This is a genomic window from Methylobacterium fujisawaense, assembly GCF_039619325.1.
GTDB lineage: Bacteria > Pseudomonadota > Alphaproteobacteria > Rhizobiales > Beijerinckiaceae > Methylobacterium > Methylobacterium fujisawaense.
Genome location: NZ_CP155000.1, coordinates 1,922,837 through 1,942,550, shown reverse-complemented (window position 1 = coordinate 1,942,550; position 19,714 = coordinate 1,922,837). Strand labels below are relative to the sequence as shown.

Genomic DNA, 19,714 nt, shown 5'->3' with positions numbered 1-19,714 from the left:
TCCTCGGTGTCGCGTCAACGTCCCTCTCCCCCCAGGACCAGGCGCAGCGAGCGGGCGAGCTCGTCGCGGCGGTAGGGCTTGTTCAGGACCGGCATCTCGCCTCGACCGATGACCTGACCCTCGTCGAGGTTTGCGACGTAGCCTGATGTGAGCAGGACCTTGACACTAGGCCGAAGTTTCTGCGCCTCGACCGCCAGCTGTGATCCGTTCATCCCGCCCGGCATCACGACGTCGGAAAACAGAATGTCGATCCGCTCCACGCCGCGAAGGTGCTCAAGAGCCTCGACGGCGTTTCGAGCGATGATGACCCGGTAGCGCAGCTCCTCCAGGCTCTCGACAGCCATCCCGAGCACCTGCTCGTCGTCCTCGACCAACAGAACCGTCTCGCCCTCGCCGGCGCGGCGCAGCGGGATCGAGCTCGCCGAAGCGGCGCCCGTCTCATCGCCGGCCGGGTCGGTCGAACGCGGAAAGTACAGGTTGACCGTCGTGCCCGAGCCGATCTCGGACTCGATCTGGGCAAAGCCCTTGGCGCTGCGCGTGAAGCCGTAGACCTGGGAGAGGCCGAGCCCCGTTCCCTTGCCGACCTCCTTGGTGGTGAAGAACGGCTCGAATACACGCTGGAGCGCGTCGGGTGGAATGCCGCTGCCGGTGTCGCTGACCGATACGACCACGTAGGGCCCCGGGGGCACCCCCTGGTCGGCGACGGCCGCGGTGCCAAGGTGGACGTTGCGGCTCACGACCGCGATGCGGGCGTGGCCGTCGCGGCCCTCAATGGCGTCGCGGGCGTTCACGATCAAGTTCAGCACCGCCGCCTCGAATTGTGCCGGATCGATGCGGATCGGATCGAGCGCCGGGTCGAGGTTGAACACCAGCTCGACGGCACTCGTGGCCGCCCGTTCGGCCAGCGGTCTGAAGTCGAGCAGCACGCGGTTCGGGTTGAGCGTCTGTGGCCGCAGCATCTGCCGGCGGGAGAAGGCCAGGAGCTGCTGCGTGAGCTGCTCGCCGCGCCGGGCTGCGCTCATCGCCGCCTCGGCCAGCCGCTTCACGCGGTCGGTCTGCTCGGGCCGGCGAAGCATCATGTCGAGGCCGCCGACGATGACGGTGAGGAGGTTGTTGAAGTCGTGGGCCACGCCGCCGGTCAGCTGACCGATGGCTTCCATCTTCTGGGCCTGGCGCAGCGCGTCCTCGGTGATGCGCTGGTCGGTTCGATCCACCAGGATCCCGGCGATGCGGGTCGGTACGCCGGACGCGTCGTATGTGACCTGCCCCTTCGCCGCGACCCAGCGCCCGGCGCCGTCCCGGCGCGTGATGCGGCATTCCAGGTCGATCCGGCCGGTCTCCGGAATGGCCGAGAACGCCTCCTCGACGGTGGGACGGTCCTCCTCGACGACATGGGCGAGAAACGTGCCTCGGGTCCACGATGGACCCAGCTCGGAATACCCGAAGATGGCATCGAAGCGCGGGGAATGACGGGAGGTTCCGTTCGCGAGATCGAGGTCCCACGAGCCCATGCCGGCTGCTTCGAGGGCGAAGGCCAGGGTCTCCCGGGCGGCCTCGACCTCGCGGGTCCGCTCGGCAACCCGCCGTTCGAGACCCTCGTTGAGGAGGCGCAAGTGCTCCTGCGTGCGCTCACGACCGGCCAGGAGGCTGCGCACCTGATACTGGCGCCGGCGCGCCCGCAGCGCCGACTCGGCGGCACTGATCAGGGTCTCGGCATTGATCGGGCGTTCCAGCAGGACGACGTTTCCGAGCCGCGCGAGGATGCCGGCGGCGGATTCCGACCGGCGGCCTGTCTGCCGCGTCGCCAGGACGATGAACGGGAAGTCGGACCAAGCGGGTTGCGCGTCGAGCCAGGCGAATAAGGCTCCCGTATCCGCCCCGGCGAGCACCTCCTCGGTGACCAAAGCGGCTCCGGCCCCCGCCTTCAGGCCCGTCACGCAATCCGACACGTCGGCACAGACCTCGGTCGGCGTGCCGACGCGGTCGAGCACCTGCGCGATCACCGCCGCGTCACGGCCGCGCGGCGCCAGGACGAGGACGCGCCCTTCGTGATCCGGCGGCTGAGGCATCACGCTTGGCTTCCGAGGGGAGCGTCGTCCGGCAACAGCGCGACTCTCCCTCGGTAAGAGGGCAGCCCGGTGAGCACACCTTGGAAGTCGTCCAGGGCCGAGCCGACCCGCAGCCCCTGACCCGTGAGCTTCAACTCACGGATCGTGCGCTCATGCGCATTCACCCGGCTCTTCACCACTGAGACGGCGGTGCGGACCTCTCCCTTCGCCTCGAAGAACCGGAACAGCAGGATGCCGTCACTGAGATAGCTGAGGTCGACGTCGGTCTGGACATCACCGATGATGCCGTGCTGTCCGAGAACCAGCAGCGTCGTGACGCCCTGCTGATTCAGGTAGTTCAGAAGCTCGTGCATCTGCAGGATGAGGAATTCCTCGCCCGGCATCGCGTGCAGGTAGGCGTTCAGACTGTCGATGACGACGAACCTGGAGCGGCGCTTCTCCACCGCATGCCGAACATGGGTGGCGAACTCACCCGGAGCGAGTTCCGCCGGGTCAATTTGGGTGATCGTCAGCCGGCCCGCCTCTATGTGCGGGGACAGGTTCATGTTGAGCATCGCGGAACGGGCGAGCAGGGTGGCGAGCCCCTCGTCGAACAGGAAGTAGGTCGCCGACTCACCCCGCTCCAAGGCCGCCAGCATGCACCCGAGCGCCGTCGTGGTCTTCCCGACTCCCGATGGGCCGATCAGCAGCGTATTGGTGCCGGGCACCAAGCCGCCGCCGAGCAGCAGATCGAGCTCGGGGGACCCGGTCGAGGCGGCGGTCGGATCGAACGTCGCGTGGTGCTCGGCGGCGACGAGGCGGGGAAAGACCGTCAGACCGCCGGTGTCGAGGGCGAAGTCATGATAGCCGCCGCGGAACTTGATGCCGCGCATCTTGACGATGCGCAGGCGACGGCGCTCCGAGCCGAACTCGCGCGGTGCCTGCTCCAGCGAGATCACCCCGTGGGCGATGCTGTGAAGTTGCTGGTCACCCGGTTCCGACGTGCGGTCGTCGAGCATGAGAACGGTGCAGCTGCGTCGGGCGAAATATTGCTTGAGGGCCAGGATCTGACGACGATAGCGCAGCGGATTCTGGGCCAGCAGGCGCAGCTCGGACAGGCTGTCGAAGACGACCCGCGCCGGCTTCAAATCGTCGACGCGAGCAATGACGTCCCTGACAGTCTCGCCCAGCTCGATTTCCGACGGGTGCAGGATCGACTGCTCGCTGTCGGGATCGAGGCCGAACTCGTTGACGAGTTCGTAGATCTCGATGCCGTCGAGCGACCAGCCGTGCGAGGCGGCTGCAGCACACAGCTCATCTTTGTTCTCGGATAGTGTGACGTAGAGGCCGCGCTCACCGCGCGCGGCGCCGTCGAGCAGGAACTGGAGTGAGAGCGTAGTCTTGCCGGTGCCCGGTGTGCCCTCAAGCAAGTACAGTCGATCCTGCGTGAGGCCACCGCACAGGACCTCGTCGAGGCCGGGAACGCCGGTGGATATGCGCCCGTTAACGCCGCTCGGTGTGGCGGAGCCGGAACTGTCTTCTGCCATGATACTGATGCGTCGCGCCTATCCAGATTGTTGATTCAACGTTTTCCCACGAAGAACGCTCCTGGTCGCGCAACGGCTCCCGGCACACCGTCTCTGCGCACCCTGTCGGGGGTCGTTCAAGCGGCTCGGGACCGCTCGGCGGACTCGACGAGACAGCGCTCGATAACCGCGCGGAGATGGGTTCGGTCGAAGGGCTTTCCGACGTGATCGTTCGCGCCCGCCGTAAGGAGCGCGCGAACCTGCTCCGGCAGGACATGCGCCGTCATCGCGATGATTGGCACGGCGCGCACCACACCCTCGAGCCCCCGTATGAGCCGCATCGCCGTGATGCCGTCCATGACCGGCATCTCCACATCCATCAGCACGAGATCGTAGGCCTGCTCCTGCACCCGTTTCACGGCTTCCGAGCCGTCGCAGGCGATGGACACGCGATAGCCCATGGCCTCCAGAACCATCTGGGCGATCTCGCGGTTGATCGCGCCGTCCTCGACGAGGAGCAGATGCGCCTGCCGCGACGCGTCGTCTTCGACCGGTCTGGGCAGAGCCGCGGCAACCGGTCGTGCGGGCGACCGCTCGCCAGTCGGCACACGCGGAAGCACGAGGCTGAACCAGAAGGTCGAGCCGACACCGTCGCGGCTCTCAAGGCCGATGGCGCCGCCCATCGCTTCGATCAGCCCTTTCGATATGGCCAGCCCTAATCCTGTACCGCCGAACCGTCGCGTGGTGCTGCTGTCGGCCTGCACGAAGCGGGTGAAGAGCCGCGCCTGCGCCTCGGCGGGAATGCCGATGCCCGTATCGCAGACGGCGACGCGCAGAGCGATGCCATCCGGCGTTGCCGCTTGTTCCAAAGAGACGGTCACAGAGCCCTGCGGCGTGAACTTGACCGCGTTGTTGACGAGATTGAGCAGCACCTGTCTCAACCGGGTCTTGTCGCCGATGAGGAAATGCTCGTCGCCTGCGCCGACGTCCAACCGCAGGTCGAGACCCTGGCGCTCGGCGGTGCCGGCGACGAGGGCGACGGTCTCCTCCACCAGCCCTCGCGGCGAGAACGGGGCAGCTTCGAGTACGACGCCATGGGCTTCGATGCGTGCGTAGTCGAGGATGTCGTTGACGACCGTCGTCAGGACTTCGCAACCGACGCGCATCTGATCGATGCAGCGCATCTGGTGCGGCGTGAGGTTGATGTCATCACGGAGTAGGTCACCGAAGCCCACGATAGCGTTCAGGGGCGTGCGGACCTCATGGCTCATCGTCGCCAGGAAGTCGCCCTTGGCACGCTCGCCGGCTTCGGCGCGCGCTTGCGCCCTCTCGGCGCGATGGCACGCTTCGGCCAGTTCCACAGTCCGCTCTGCGACCCGGCCTTCCAGATCGGTGTTGGCCTGCGCCAGGGCTCGATCACGCTCGCCGAGCCGGGCCAGCAATTTTGTCAGGGCATCCGTCAGTTCGGCGATCTCCCGGTAGCCGTGCGGCTTGGGTAGCTGCGCGTTCGTCGAGGAATGGCCGATGCCGCCAGCGGCGCCCGCCAAGGCGCGAAGCGGCTCGGCCAAGCGCTCGGCCGCCCACCAGCCGAGCAGCGCGAACAGAAGCGTAAATGCCGCGCCGCCGAGTACCAGTTGATTGACGATGGGATCGGAGATCGCCTTCGCGACCTCGACCGGCTGGCGGACCAGGACCGTCCAGGGCAGCGTCGGCCGGTCAGCCACGGGTCGGGCGCGGCTCGCGCCGGTGAAGTAATCGCCCCCATCGGGCCATGTCCCGCGGGCGCTCGCGAGCTCGGCACCGGCCGTCAGTGCCGGAAGCGCGGGCAGATCGGCATCGATCCGTCGACCGGCCTGATCGCCGGGACCGAGGATCACGGTTCCGTCCCCAGCGAGGATCAGCACCTCGACGCTCGGCTCACGCTTCAGGGCGGTGGCGATGGCCGCTCGGCTCATCTCACGCATCCAACTGACACTGAGATGGCCGCCGACGACGCCGACGACGGCGCCGGAAGGGTCGCGGAAGGGCATCGCCACGTCGACGAACCGCCGCGGCTCGCCGTAGGGCAGCGACGGTAAGCGTTTGGCCAGCAGCTTCGCTTCGTGGATGTCGATGACGGCCAAGGCCTCGATGCCGCGCTGGAACCACGGGCGCGCCGCAACGCTCTCGCCCTCCAGCATGCCGTCGGTGCTGGCGAGGACGATACCGGTCCGGTCCGCGAAGCCGATCCAGGCATAGGCGGGAAAGCTCTCGCGCAAGGCGTCGACCCAAGCACGCCGCGCTTCCGGCGTGGTGGCGTTCGTCCGGGCGACCGAGGACAGCACGGCCATGTCGCCGAGCCGCTCGCTGATATTGGCGTCGATGATCTGGCGCAGATGCTCCGCGAGGTCAGCCGTGTGGGCCTCCGCGCGGATCTGCACCCGCGCCGCGATGAATTGGGAGACGACGATCGTGGCGGCGAAGGTGAGGAGCAGCGCCCCGGCCGCGAAAGTGAGGGCGAGGAGCGTGCGCAACCGCATGATGACGTCCGACACTGAGACGCCCCATCATGGCCCCGAGCGGTTAATTTCGAAGCCCGCTCGGTCCCGACGATTCGGCGAGCGGATCGACGTTCGGCCTTTTCGGTCCGGCGCGACAACTCAGGGATCCAGCGCTGTCCCGCACACGTAATCCGCTCTATTCGGCCGGCCCATGATTGTCGCAAGAGGCCATATATTCACGTTTTGTTCCACTTAATGTTCCAGGCCGCCGAGAAGGCGGCCTGGAAGGAGATCGAGCGGTTCAGCTTTTGAGTGCTGCCGTCGTCGTTAAACAAAGGGAATCGTTGCCGTCACCCATATCTCTACCAAAGGGCGTCGGTTTTACGAGCACCCCGTCGTGGACCCGCGCGAGTATAACGTGCTCGACATCATTCGTGTGTATGTTCAATGTGTTGGCACACAGCATATGCCGCCTAGGTTATGCCGCCTTGTGCAGCTCGGCACAGGACGAGTTCGTGAGCTCACTCGATATGCTCAGGCGCTAAGCAGAATGCGTCGGGACGAGCACCTCACCCACTCATTCGAGACGTCGCGCCTCCATCAGCTCAATGACCCGCTCTTCAAATATTGAACTGTTGCGCCGCCTGACCTTCAGAGCCGCCCCCTCACATCATCACCCTGGCATGGCCGTGCTCGCCCACAAGGCATCCACGCACTACGTGCGCGGACCCTCCTTGCGGGCTGCGCGCGTCCATGCAGCACGGGCGACGCGAGGGGGCGGCTCCGAAGGTCAGGGGTAAACGGGGGCACCCGTCTGGGCTAGCACCCAGCCATTGTCGCCCGCTCAGGGGCTCACCAGAGGTCAGTGGACGTCCTTCGATATATCCTCTGACGGGGAGCACCAACTAAGGCCGACCTTCCGCCGCTCGGCTGCCCATTCCATCACGAGGGCTTCTGATATCGTCGTAAGATCGCCAACAAAGACGACCTGCCGCTCCGCGTTCGGGTTTGTCCCCGGGCCGCACAAACTTCAGCTATGGGTTGCCCATCATCAACGTAATAGACTGGACTTGCAGGCTACTGCTCGATGGATACGCGAAGAAATCATGACAATACCCGCGACGATCCAAGGTTTTAATAATTGATTATTAGCTAAGATGCAAAATTGCAGAATAATTCGAAATTATACAGATATATTTTACGACTTCAATTTCAAATTCGTGTCGACAATTTTCAGCTGCTTCCTGATGAATGCTTATCTCGAAGTTTGCGATTCCCAGGGGATCGTCTGCTTCCCAATCGCCCCATTCAAGAAGCGGACCAGCTGCTTACGACCCAACCCGGTCGTCGCGACCGCCGTCAGCGCTTCCCGAAAGCGGCCGTTAGTCGGTCGTCCGGCAGCTTCGGCTGAGGGGGGTGAGCGGTCTTCACCGCAGGGTCGGAAAGCGGACCTTGGCTCCGCTCCCGTCATTTGAGAACTCGCTCGTCGGTCTGAGCCCAGACACCGCGGCGCAAGTGCTACGTAAGGTTCAAACCTCCATCGGAGAGCAAGATCTCCCCAGTGAGATAATCCGACGCTGCCAGCAGTGCGACGGCTTGAGCGATGTCCTCCGGCTTGGCAGCCCGGCGCATGGGCGAACGCTCTCGCCACAGCGTCTGGGCGGCCGTCCAATCCGCCGTTAGGGGGGTGTCCACCAAGCCTGGGGCGACGGCATTCACCCGGATGTCCGGGGCCAACGATACGGCGAGCAGACGGGTCATGTGGTTCAACGCCGCCTTCGATGCGGCATAGGGGATCGATGCGCCCTTGGGTCTGACCCCGGCATGCGAACTGACGTTGACGACGCAAGCCGGCCGACCGCGCCGAGCGGCATCCCGCAAGGCGGTTTCCGCTTCTGCCACGAGGCGGAACGGCGCCACCACGTTGACCTCGTGCAGCTCGTGCCAGATTGCCGGCGAGGCGGCCTTGAGGTCGGCATGGGGGATGACCCTGCTGATGCCGGCGTTGTTGACCAGAACATCGAGACGGCCCCAGCGGGCAATAGCCTGCCGCACCAGCCTGACCCTGTCGACGTCATCGGCAAGATCGGCCTGGACATAGGCGGCCTTCCCGAGTTCGGCGGCGAGCGCGTGTCCCGTGCCCACGGAATTGCGCGAGTGCAACACGACCGCGTAACCATCGCTGGACAGCCGACGCGCTATCGCCGCCCCGATGCCGGAGGTGGAACCGGTCACGAGGGCAACGGGCGGCTCATCATCAAGGGCTTGGCTCAAGGACTTTCCTCCATTCTGCGGCCATGCGGTCTTGGACCCAATGGTCCAACGCGCAGCGCAGTCGTCGGCGTCGGCGTCGGATAACAGAGGCAGCGCGCCCGGAGGCAGACATTCAGGGCGGCTGCTCTAAGTCGGGAGCAGGCAAAGAGACGGCGACCGATTCCGTGCTTCGTCGTCCGAGAGCGGACGGGCAGAAACTCACCGTACGCGGTCATTTCGCTGGCGACCCAACGCGGCTCATCAGGGCTTCGCTATGAAGCCCCTGAAGCGGAAATTGCGGCAAGCAGGGATCCAGTCAGCCAACGCGATTGCGAAAGCCTCGGCCGCTGAGATGATCCCAGAGTTCATCGGCCGCAGGGTTGCGGCTGGCAGAGGATCGAAACAGCCGGATCTCAATAGGCACGTCGAACTGCTCGGGTCCGGCGCGCACGAGCCGGCCCTGCGCCAGATCTTCGGCCGCCACAGTACCTGGCAGCCACGCGATCCCATGTCCTTCTCGTGCCATCGTCGTGAGCGTTGCGGCGAGATGCGAGGTGAAACTGGTTGCGGTGTAGGTTGGCTCCCCGAGCTTGCAGGCTGCCAGGATGCGGCCGAGCCCTGACGCGGGGCTGTACGCAAGATGGGGAACCGGTTCGCCCGGCGAACCAGGCAGCGACCATGTTCCGCTTCCGTCCGCCCGAGGGGCACAGAGCGGCATCAAGACATCCTCACCGACCCAGACGCTCTCGAAGCGCTCGGTTTCGAACCGGATCGGTGCGTCCGAGTGAAAATGACAGAGCAGGAAATGCACTTCCCCGGCGAGCATGATCTGCTCGCAGGCTTCCATGCTATCCGAGACGAGGTTGAGCGTTCCAAAGACTTTGGATCGCATCAGCTCCCGAATCCAGGCAGGGAAGAACGTGAACGACAGGGCATGGGTCGCCGCAATCGACAGGGTGACCGTGTCCCGCGCGTCGATCGCCTGCGTGTCTCGTCGCGCCCGTTCCAGGTGGCGTATCAGTTCCTGTGCTGCCGGCTGGAAATGGACGCCCGCTGGGGTCAGGCTGGCGCCCTGCGCGCTCCGCACGAAAAGCGCCGCCCCAATCCAATCTTCCAGAGCGCGGATACGGCGGCTGAAGGCCGGTTGCGTCACGTTCCGAGCATCGGCGGCACGCGAGAAGGTTCGCTGCTCGGCCAGAGCCAGGAAGTCCTTCAGCCAATCGAGATCCATGTCGATGCCGTTCGCGCATAGGGCGAACCGAACATGGCATTGGCTGTCTGGACGTGTCCAGGCGTAAAGCCTCCATCAAGCTCCCAGGAGAGGAGACGGTCGGCTCGCCGCATCATCGGCGAATGAATGGAGGGTTCGCTGATGAGAATGTGGCTGAGCAGGCTCTACATTCAAGTATTCATCGCCATCATACTCGGCGGTCTGATCGGGTATTTCCTGCCAGACGTGGGCATCACCCTGCAGCCGCTGGCAGACGGCTTCATCAAGCTGATCAAGATGCTTCTCGCGCCGGTCATCTTCGGCACGATTGTCGTCGGCATCGCCAAGATGGGTAACCTCAAGGAGGTCGGTCGGATCGGCGTCCGGGCGCTGATCTACTTCGAGGTCGTCTCGACCCTCGCGCTCGTCATCGGTCTCGTCGTCGTGAACGTCATGCAGCCCGGCGCCGGCATGAACATCGATGCCACGCATATCGATGCCAGCGCCATCGCCGGCTACGCGAAGCGGGCAGAAGCCCAGCCGGGCTTCGTCGGCTTCCTGATGGACATCATCCCGACGACGATAGTGGACGCCTTTGCAAAGGGCGCGATGCTGCAGATCATCCTGATCTCGGTGTTGCTGGGCATCGCCCTGGTCCAGGCGGGGGAGCGCGGCAAGCCGGTTGTCGCAGTCATCGACAGCCTGCTCGACGCGCTGTTCCGCATCGTCGCAATGGTGATGCGCCTGGCTCCAATCGGCGCCGGTGCCGGCGTCGCCTTCACCATCAGCAAGTACGGGTTCGGCACCGTCTGGTCCCTCGCCTACCTGATGCTCGGCGTCTACGCGACCTCGATCCTGTTCGTCGGTGTGGTCCTCGGAGCGGTCTGTGTCTGGACCGGATTCTCACTCGTGAAGGTGCTCAGCTACTTCAAGGACGAGATCCTGATCACCTTCGGCACCTGCTCCACCGAGGCTGTCATGCCGCGCATGATGGCCAAGCTGGAGCGGCTCGGCTGCGAGAAGTCGGTGGTCGGCTTGGTGCTGCCCACCGGCTACACCTTCAACGCCGACGGCACCTGCATCTACCTGACCATGGCGGCCATCTTCGTCGCCCAGGCCACCAACACGCCGCTTGGGCTCGGCGACCAGCTCGTCGTCCTCGGGGTGCTGCTCCTGACCTCGAAGGGGTCGGCCGGCGTCGCCGGTGCCGGGTTCGTCACCCTCGCCGCGACCCTGTCGAGCATCCACACCGTCCCGGTCGCCGGCCTGGTCCTGCTGCTCGGCGTCGACCGCTTCATGAACGAGGCCCGGGCGGTCACCAACCTGATCGGCAACGCAGTCGCCACCATCGCAGTCGCGAAATGGGAAGGCGCCTTCGACCGCGCCAGGGCCGAGGACGCCTACTGCAACCGGGTATTGGTCGCGGCCGAGGACGTCATCCCGGACACCGAGGCCGGGCATGTCCTGCCCAGCCCGGTTGCCGTCGCTCACTAGCACTGGCGATCCTCGCCAACCCTTCAACCCAACCAAACCTTTATAACCCAGGGAGAACAGCCATGCGTATCGTTGACGTCTGCGAGGTCACCAAGCCGATCTCGTCCCCCATCCGCAATGCCTACATCGACTTCTCGAAGATGACGGCGAGCCTCGTGGCGGTGGTCACCGACGTCGTGCGCGACGGTCGCCGAGTCGTCGGCTATGGCTTCAACTCAAACGGCCGCTACGGCCAGGGCGGCCTGATCCGCGAGCGCTTCAGGAACCGCGTCCTGGAGCTGGAGACCAAGGACCAGCTGAACGAGGCCGGCGACAACCTCTGCCCCCACAAGCTGTGGGCGGCGATGATGACCAATGAGAAGCCCGGCGGCCACGGCGAGCGCTCGGTGGCGGTGGGCACCCTCGACATGGCCATCTGGGACGCAACCGCCAAGATCGCAGGCAAGCCGCTGTTCCGGATGCTCGCCGAGCAGAAGGGCGTCGAGGCCAATCCGCGCGTCTTCGTCTACGCGGCCGGTGGCTACTACTACCCGGGCAAGGACGACACCCAGCTGCGCGCCGAGATGCGCGGCTACCTCGACCGTGGCTACAACGTCGTGAAGATGAAGATCGGCGGTGTGCCCATCGACGAGGACCAGCGCCGGATCGAGGCCGTGCTCAAGGAGATCGGCTCCGAGGCCCAGCTCGCCGTCGACGTGAACGGCCGCTTCAACCTCGAACAGGGCATCGCCTACGCCAAGATGCTGCGCCAGTACCCGCTGTTCTGGTACGAGGAGATCGGCGACCCGCTCGACTACGCCCTCCAGGCAGCCATCTCCGAGTTCTATCCGGGCCCGATGGCCACCGGTGAGAACCTGTTCTCGCACCAGGACGCGCGCAACCTGCTCCGGTACGGCGGCATGCGGCCGGACCGGGACTACCTGCAGTTCGACTGCGCCCTGTCCTACGGCCTGGTCGAGTACCTGCGCACCCTCGACGTGTTGCACCAGTTCGGCTGGTCGCCCTCCCGCTGCATCCCGCACGGCGGCCACCAGATGTCGCTCAACATCGCGGCCGGCCTTGGGCTCGGCGGCAACGAGAGCTACCCGGACCTATTCCAGCCCTACGGTGGTTTCCCGGACGGCGTGAAGGTCCAGGACGGCCACATCGTGATGCCGGAGTTGCCGGGCATCGGCTTCGAGGGCAAGTCTGACCTGATCAAGGTCATGCGCGAACTCGCAGAGTAAGCGGCTCCAACCGGGCGGCATCCCCAACGACCGCCCGGTCCCGTTCCGTGTTCCATGCGTCGATGTTCATTCGTGAGATCGCACCGGCAGACGTCATTGACCGATGACGAGTGGGCCGTCGTGAAAGCTCTGACCGACGATTTCGTGAGTACGTCGGTCATCAAGATCCGGGCGGGTATCCCCAGCACCGAGCGGAACACCCGGGCTTTGAATGCCTGCCTCGCGCTGGAGAGAAGGAGCTTGGTTGAGCGCGCCGGCTCCGGTCAGCGCTCGACGTTGCGATGGCGTCGACGATCGAAAAGCCCTTAGGCGTTCAAGCCAACGTCTGGTTTCAATGGTAATCGGCTCAGAAGCAGACAGACCGAAATCCACGCATCCTTGTCATTCGAAGGCATCGGCCCGCGCGACTGGAGCTGGCCGATAGCGGAAGATCTGCTTCTAAGCGAGCTGTCCACCAAAACGGACGTAAGCGCGGCTAGTTTCCGCACCATGCGCTCTCGGTCCGACGCTGCACCAAGGCGTAGAGCCCGAGTAGCGGTGACCTGACCGGCTGGCTTTTGACCGGTCTGATGCGAGGCCGACGATCCATTGCGGGTGGACGAGGTCGGTGCGGGGCATGCTCGACATGGCCGCTCTGACCGCGATCCGAGGCGTCCCCCCTTCCGACCCTTCTATGAGAGGCCGACCCAGCGAGGCCGGCCGAAGAAGGTCGTCCTCGTAGCCGTGATGCGAAAGCTCCTAATGACGCTCAACGCCCTCGTCCGCGAACGTACGCCATGGCGGTCATTCTCCGCTCGACCTTCAACACGGCCTCAGTCGTCGCGGTGCTGCCTTGAAGAACCCGGCTCATAGCGCGTCCCTCAATGCTGCATCCGTCACACCACACGGCAGGATCGCACATCTGGCCCGCCTGTCTGGATCTCAGTCGCCGAACCCTTCGAGAACCAGCTTGCCCTTCGCCCGCCCGCTCTCGATCAGCGCGTGAGCACGAGCGAAGTTCGCGGCAGCGATCAGGCCGAACGACTCGGCGAGTGTCGTACGGAGCCGCCCGGCGTCGATCAACTGGGACACCTCCGTGAGGATCGCGTGCTGGCGTTCCATGTCGGCAGTCTGGAACAGCGAGCGCGTGAACATCAGTTCCCAGTGCAGCGACAGACTCTTGGGCTTAAGCGGCATCACGTCCAAAATCGCGGGGTCGTCGATCGGTCCGAGGCGTCCCTGCGGAGCGAGAAGTTCGATGATCTCCGGGAGATGAGCACCCGTACCCGTCGTCGAGAACACGAAGCTCGGCGCGCCCAGACCCAGCGCGGCCACCTCGTCGGCCAGCGGCCTTTTATGATCGACGACGTGGTGAGCCCCGAGATCCCGGCACCATTGCGCGGTCTCGGTGCGCGAGGCGGTGGCGATCACGGTGAGATCGGTGAGTTGCCGGGCGAGTTGGATGGCGATCGAGCCGACGCCACCTGCGCCGCCGACGATCAGGATCGCGGGCGCCGCTCCGGGCACGGGCTTCGCCACCTCAAGCCGGTCGAATAGCATCTCCCAGGCGGTCACCGCTGTCAGCGGGAGGGCCGCGGCGGCGGCGAAATCCAGACTGTCAGGCTTGGGGCCGACGAGGCGCTCGTCGACGCATTGCAGCTCCGCGTTGCTGCCCGGCCTGTCGAGGGCGCCGGCATAGAACACCGTATCGCCCGGCTTGAACAGGCGCGCTTCGGGGCCGACCGAGATCACGGTCCCGGCGGCATCCCAGCCGAGGATTTTGGGCTCGCATCCCTGCTTGTAGGCGCCCTGCCGAACCTTGGTGTCGATCGGGTTCACCGAGACGGCCTGCACCCGCACCAGCAAGTCGCGGCCGGTGGGGGCAGGATCGGGGAAGGTCGTGTCCACGAGCGCACCCGGCGCGTCGATCGATGAGCCTTCAGTGTAGGTGACAGCACGCATGGTGTTCTCGGATCTTCGGCTCCGCCATCTACCGCCTATAACGCAAGCTTCGGCCTGGAGCACACGGACTGGATGGCGTGCGCGAGATGCGGGTCGTCGACCGGACCATCATGCCGATGTCGGTTGATGAAGACCGGCGGAGCGGCCCTTCCGCACAGGACCACAAGACGGGTCATCGCGGCTCTGACATGCATCAGTTCCGGTGGGATCTGTCGCTTCCGGACCGGCAACCCGCACCCTCAGTCGGGGCCTGGACTAAACGAGGTCGCGAAATCCGGGCCTCCATGCAGCCCCGAGAAATTCTCGATGTCCGGCGCACAGCGAATCAAGACGTCAAACTGACCGGCGTCAGGGCTGCGACGAGCTGTATCCGGTAATTCCTCGCCATCCCGCGGCTCGCATGCAGCAGGGCCGGGCCGAATCCTGCGAAGCCCTGCGGAGCATCCACGCATGTCCCGAGGACGTATCGGCAGCAAGGGCCAGAATAGCAGCGTGGTGTTCGTCCGAGGGACGCTCGAACGATTCGGGATACCTCGCCGCATGTGTCCAGCAGGCCATCGACCCACTGTTGGAGATCCAAGGTGATTTCGTTTTTGGTCAACAACGGCGACGTCCAAGTCGACGCGCCCGGCGACACGCCCCTTCTCTGGATCTTGCGCGACTGGCTGAACCTGACGGGCACCAAGTTCGGATGCGGCGTGGCGCAGTGCGGGGCCTGCACCGTCCATGTCGATGGCCAGGCGCGACGTTCCTGCGTCACCCCGGTGGCGAGCGTCGCCGGCTCAGCCGTCACGACAGTCGAGGGCCTGGCCGCGACGGCAGGCGACGGTCGCGAGCGCCACCCCCTCCAGGCCGCCTGGATCGAGGTCCAGGCCCCGCAATGCGGCTATTGCCAGTCGGGCCAGCTTATGCAGGCCGCGGCCCTCCTCGGTGAGACTCCCGATCCGTCCGACGACGACATCAGGAACGGGATGGCCGCAAACCTTTGCCGCTGCATGGCGTACGTTCGGATCCGGAAGGCGATCAAGCTGGCCGCCCAGGCCCAGAACGGGGGGCGGAGATGAGCGCGGTCGACGTCACCCGGCGGTGGTTTCTCGCGTCCTTGGGAAGCGCGGCCGTCGCGACGGGTTTCCTCCCTGCGGGCGCGCAAGCTGGTCCCTTGTTCGGCGACGTCTCGTCCAGGGGCTACAGCCCGACACTCTGGTACGAGATCAGCGGGGACGGGCGCATCCTGGTTCACGTCACCCGGGCGGAGATGGGCCAGCACATCGGTACCGCGCTGGCACGCATCGTCGCCGAGGAGCTTGAGGCGAACTGGGACCACGTCGAGGTCGTGCACGTCGACACGGACCCGCGCTGGGGCGTGATGATCACGGGCGGCTCCTGGTCCGTGCACAAGAGCTTCGAACAGCTGAGCCGCGCCGGGGCCGCCGGCCGCATCGCGCTGCTTGAGGCCGGCGCGAGAATGCTCGGGGCGCCCCTGAAGGATTGCGTCGCTCGCGCCAGCGAGGTGCGGCACGGTGCGCGTGCCATCAGCTACGCCGACATCGTCTCCTCCGGCAGCGTCACCCGCCAGTTCACGGAAGAGGAGCTCAAGGCGATCGTCCTGAAGCCAGCGTCGGAACGCCGGTTCCTCAACCGGGACGCCGCCGCGCGCGACGTGCCGTCGAAGGTGAACGGCACCGCCGTTTACGGCATCGACCGCAAGGTCGACGGCATGGTGTTCGCGCGGCCGGTCCTGCCACCGACCCGCTACGGGAACAGCATCGTGAGTTGGGACGACGGGGCCGCCCGCAAGCTCCCCGGCTACCTGAGCACCGTCGTGATCGACGATCCGACAGGAACATGCCAAGGCTGGCTCGTCGCGGTCGCAGAGAGCTGGCCCGTCGCGGCCAAGGCGGCCGATCTCATCGCGGTCAGCTACCGGTCCGATGGTGGCGCGGCGAGCGAAGACCAGATGCTCGCGGAAGGCGCGCGCCTCGTCGAGAATCCGAGTACGGGAGGCATCTTCTTCCAGGAGGGCGACCCCCTGATGCGGATCGCCGAAGCCGCCGCGCTGTACGAGGGCGTCTACCGCACGCACACCGCGCTGCACATGCATCTCGAAGCGCTCAACGCCCTGGCCTGGCAGGATGGCAGCACATGGCACGTGCACGCCGGCAACCAGTGGCAGTCGGTCACGCTGCCGCTCGTCGCCGAGGCGCTCGGGATCGATCAGGCCAATCTCGTGTTCGAAACTTCCTACCTCGGCGGCGGCTTCGGCCGGCGCCTGTACTGCGAATACATTGTCCCGGCAGCGCTCGCGGCGAAGAAGATGGGTCGACCGGTCAAGCTCATCTTCGCGCGGTCGGATGACACGAAGTTCGACCAGCCGCGCTCGCCTACCGTGCAGAGACTCCGCTCGGTGACCGGCGGGCGGGGAGCGCTTCTGGCCTACGACCACAGGTGCGCATCGGGATGGCCGACCCGCTCGATCTTTCCGGAGTTCCTGGCGCCGAGCGCGGACGGGCACGGGACGGTCGATGTGTTCGCCATCAACGGCGCGGACCATTGGTACGACACGGCGAGCCAGCGGATTCAGGCGATCTGCAACGACGTCGTCCATGCCACGATGCTCCCCGGATACCTGCGGTCGGTGGCGCCCGGCTACACCACGTGGGCGGTCGAGACGCATATCGATGAACTCGCGCACAAGCTCGGTCGCGATCCCGCCGAGTACCGGCGCGCGCTGCTCGGCGCGAAGGGCCGCAACGGCGGCGCGGCTCCGCACGCCGTCGGTGGAGCCAATCGCCTCCGAGCTGTCATGGAGCGCGTCCTGGAGAAGGCCGGGTGGTCCGCCCGGGAAGCGCTGCCGCCCGGCAAGGGTATGGGCCTGGCGCTCGGCACCGGGCAGGAACGCGACATGCCGACCTGGATCGCCACGGTGGCGCAGGTCGCCGTCGACACACACAGCGGTGCCGTCACAGTCGAGAGGCTGACGTCCGTCGTGGATGCCGGCACGCTGGCGCATCCGGACGGTGCGCTGGCCCAGGTCGAGGGGAGCATGCTCTGGGGCCTATCGCTCGCCCTGTTCGAGAGCACGGAATACGAGAAGGGCCTGCCCCGGGACCTCAATCTGGACACCTACACGCCATTGCGCATGACCGACGTGCCGGAGCTGGACATCGAGTTTCTGCGCAACGATCACATGCCGGTCGGTCTGGGCGAGCCCGGCGTGATCTCGATTGCGCCGGCTATCGGGAACGCGATCTTCGCTGCCATCGGGGCCCGCGTGCGCGACCTTCCCATCCGCCCAGCGGCGGTCCGCGCCGCGATGGGAGCCTGACCGTGCGCGTCGTGATCCTGACGGCGGCCGCGGCGCTGTCCACCACCGTGGCCCTCGCGGCGGAGGCCGATCTGCGCCGCTCAGAGTCCTTCGACGCGATACAGGACAGGATCGAACGGTCCGTCGCCCTGTTCGGGGAGATGGCGAAGGTCATCACGCATCCGCGCTGCATGAACTGCCATCCCGCCGATAACATCCCGAGGCAGGGAGACGAGCAACGACTTCACCATCCCCCAATGATTCGCGGTGGCGAGGCCAGCTTCGGCCCGTCCGGCTTGCACTGCAATTCCTGCCACGGTTCCGAGAACTTGGCGGTCGTCGGCCACGACAGGGACATACCGGGACACGACCCATGGCAGTTGGCGCCAGCCAGTATGGGCTGGATCGGGCTGACAGTCCCCGAGATCTGCGTGCAGCTCAAGGACCCGGCCCGAAACGGTAACCGCTCGCTGGCGGACATCCATAAGTTTCTCGCGACCGACGGTTTGGTTGGCTGGGGCTGGCATCCCGGCAAGGGTCGGGAGGCAGCTCCCGGGACCCAGGAGATCCTCGGCGAACTGACGCAAGCCTGGATCCAGACCGGGGCAGCCTGCCCGAAGTAGGTGATCCCGAATGGACAGCGCCATGACAACGTGAGGGTTTCACAAAACCGGAAAAACGCGCATGCGGGCCGGACCGAAGCGACGGGAGGTCGTCAGGCTTCGCCCTCCTGCCTCTGGTCGGGACGTCGCTCCTCCTCGGCTCTTTCCGGGGATCGGCTTAGCTCGGCCTACCGGTATCGCTGCTGTTCGGCCGAACCCTCGTCGAGGCGGCAGCGCTGCGGAAGGATCTCGCGGGATACCAGGACGACACGCGCAGAATCCGTCGCCGGCTGGTGCCCGTCTATGAACATCGCGCCGAAACGATCAGAGAAGGGAATCCTCGCGTGAGCACCACGAATGTTGTTCTCGTCGCCGGCATGCACGGCGTGTCCGGCAACGCGGCAGCCAGAGCCTGGGCCAACACCTCAGATGCGACCGTGTACGGTCTGTCCCGCCGTGACGCGCACCTCCCCGAAGGTGTGGAGGGCATCAAGGTCGATCTGCTCGACCGCCACGATGTCGAGCGCAAGCTAAACGGTCGCCGTGACGTCACGCACATCGTCTTCGCTGCCTACATCGAGAAGTCGAGCGCTGCCGAGCGCTCAAAGGTCAACGTGGCGATCTTGAAGAACCTCGTCGAGGTGGTCGAGACAGTGTCTCCAACGCTGAGGCATGTAACGTTCTACCAAGGCGGCAAGGCGTATGGCTCCGACCTTGGACCCTTCAAGACGCCGGCCCGCGAGGACGATCCGCGCCTCATGTCGCCGAATTTCTACTACGACCAGGAAGACTTCCTTCGACGTCAGCAAGCCGGGAAGGCGTGGCATTGGACGGCCCTGCGCCCGGAAGCCATCATCGGTTATGCAACCGGCAACCCGATGAACCTGGGCATGGCAATTGCCGTCTACGCGGTCATCTCCAAGGCGCTCAACATTCCCCTACGCTTCCCCGGTTCGCCGGCAGCCTATGGCGCCCTCTATCAGGTAAGTTCAGCGGACGTCCTGGCAGAGGCGACGGTGTGGGCAGGGGCCACGGGATCCGCCCGCGACAACATCTTCAATATCACGAATGGGGATCAGTTTCGCTGGCAGCATATGTGGCCGCGCATTGCCAAAATGTTTGATATGGAGGTCTCTGATCCGGTTCCGATGCCACTCGCTTCTTATATGACTGACAAGACAGAGCTCTGGAGCGAGATTGTCGCCCGGTACGATTTGCTTAGAACGCCGTATGATAAATTGGTTTCGTGGGACTTTGCGGATTTTATATTCAACAGTGGATTCGATAATGTGTCGAGCACAATCAAGGCGCGCAAGGCAGGTTTTTTCGAGTGCATCGACACCGAGGATATGTTCCAAAATTTCTTCGCGTCATTGCGCAACAGGAAGGTCATTCCTTAGCATGACAGTCGTATATCTTCTCTGAGACGCTGCTGGTGAGCAGCCGCTTGACGGGCGCGTCGCCGAGCTAATGGGGCGATTGACTTGACCGGCCGGCTTTGGACACGGCCGAGTGAGAGAACGAGCAGGACTGAAGGAGCTGGACATTGATCCTCTCTCGGCTTCACGGCCACCTCTGATACGCTCATCCTGGGCGGGGAAGGGGTCGGATGGCGAAGACGAGACGAGAG

General features: G+C 65.3%; 12 protein-coding genes and 1 pseudogene. 7 read left to right on the top strand and 6 right to left on the bottom strand.

The window, feature by feature from the left end:
- Window positions 1–14: 14 nt before the first annotated feature.
- The 5 genes from ABC766_RS09275 to ABC766_RS09255 all read right to left on the bottom strand — a co-directional run bounded on the left by ABC766_RS09275 (window position 15) and on the right by ABC766_RS09255 (window position 9,538).
- Complete coding sequence (locus ABC766_RS09275) at window positions 15–2,069, bottom strand: ATP-binding protein (protein WP_342140935.1); 2,055 nt, start codon at window positions 2,067–2,069, stop codon at window positions 15–17.
- Window positions 2,069–3,595: an ATPase domain-containing protein gene (locus ABC766_RS09270; protein ID WP_345821958.1), complete on the bottom strand. Its 1,527-nt coding sequence runs from the start codon at window positions 3,593–3,595 to the stop codon at window positions 2,069–2,071. Before ABC766_RS09270 ends, ABC766_RS09275 begins: the two co-directional genes overlap by 1 nt.
- 116 nt (window positions 3,596–3,711) lie before the next feature.
- Window positions 3,712–5,994 carry a hybrid sensor histidine kinase/response regulator gene (locus ABC766_RS09265; RefSeq protein ID WP_345821956.1) on the bottom strand — a complete coding sequence of 761 codons (2,283 nt, stop codon included), beginning with the start codon at window positions 5,992–5,994 and terminating at the stop codon, window positions 3,712–3,714.
- 1,578 nt (window positions 5,995–7,572) lie between these two features.
- The gene (locus tag ABC766_RS09260) at window positions 7,573–8,328 is read right to left on the bottom strand and encodes an SDR family oxidoreductase (RefSeq protein ID WP_345821955.1); all 756 of its coding nucleotides are present in this window, start codon (window positions 8,326–8,328) and stop codon (window positions 7,573–7,575) included.
- 295 nt (window positions 8,329–8,623) lie between these two features.
- Window positions 8,624–9,538 (bottom strand): LysR family transcriptional regulator, encoded by a 915-nt coding sequence (locus ABC766_RS09255; protein WP_345821954.1) that lies wholly within the window; start codon window positions 9,536–9,538, stop codon window positions 8,624–8,626.
- 141 nt (window positions 9,539–9,679) lie between these two features.
- On the opposite strand from ABC766_RS09255, the gene dctA reads away from it, so the two are divergent.
- The 3 genes and pseudogenes from dctA to ABC766_RS09240 all read left to right on the top strand — a co-directional run.
- Window positions 9,680–11,011, top strand: a complete 1,332-nt coding sequence (gene dctA, locus ABC766_RS09250; protein ID WP_345821953.1) for a C4-dicarboxylate transporter DctA — start codon at window positions 9,680–9,682, stop codon at window positions 11,009–11,011.
- 62 nt (window positions 11,012–11,073) lie between these two features.
- Window positions 11,074–12,237 (top strand): mandelate racemase/muconate lactonizing enzyme family protein, encoded by a 1,164-nt coding sequence (locus ABC766_RS09245; protein WP_345821952.1) that lies wholly within the window; start codon window positions 11,074–11,076, stop codon window positions 12,235–12,237.
- A 560-nt stretch (window positions 12,238–12,797) separates the two neighbouring features.
- Window positions 12,798–13,089, top strand: a pseudogene (locus ABC766_RS09240) (hypothetical protein); the annotation flags it as partial.
- Between the two features lie 69 nt (window positions 13,090–13,158).
- On the opposite strand, the gene ABC766_RS09235 reads toward ABC766_RS09240, so the two are convergent.
- Complete coding sequence (locus ABC766_RS09235) at window positions 13,159–14,178, bottom strand: zinc-binding alcohol dehydrogenase family protein (protein WP_345821951.1); 1,020 nt, start codon at window positions 14,176–14,178, stop codon at window positions 13,159–13,161.
- 581 nt (window positions 14,179–14,759) lie between these two features.
- Here ABC766_RS09235 and ABC766_RS09230 point away from each other — a divergent pair.
- From ABC766_RS09230 to ABC766_RS09215, 4 genes are all read left to right on the top strand, one after another.
- The gene (locus ABC766_RS09230; RefSeq protein ID WP_345821950.1) at window positions 14,760–15,242 is read left to right on the top strand and encodes a (2Fe-2S)-binding protein; all 483 of its coding nucleotides are present in this window, start codon (window positions 14,760–14,762) and stop codon (window positions 15,240–15,242) included.
- A 95-nt stretch (window positions 15,243–15,337) separates the two neighbouring features.
- Complete coding sequence (locus ABC766_RS09225; RefSeq protein WP_345821949.1) at window positions 15,338–17,503, top strand: xanthine dehydrogenase family protein molybdopterin-binding subunit; 2,166 nt, start codon at window positions 15,338–15,340, stop codon at window positions 17,501–17,503.
- A gap of 2 nt (window positions 17,504–17,505) precedes the next feature.
- A complete protein-coding gene (locus ABC766_RS09220) occupies window positions 17,506–18,105 on the top strand; it encodes an Isoquinoline 1-oxidoreductase subunit (RefSeq protein WP_345821948.1) in 600 nt (199 codons plus the stop codon).
- Between the two features lie 323 nt (window positions 18,106–18,428).
- Window positions 18,429–19,484: an SDR family oxidoreductase gene (locus ABC766_RS09215; protein ID WP_345821946.1), complete on the top strand. Its 1,056-nt coding sequence runs from the start codon at window positions 18,429–18,431 to the stop codon at window positions 19,482–19,484.
- The last annotated feature ends 230 nt before the right edge of the window (window positions 19,485–19,714 follow it).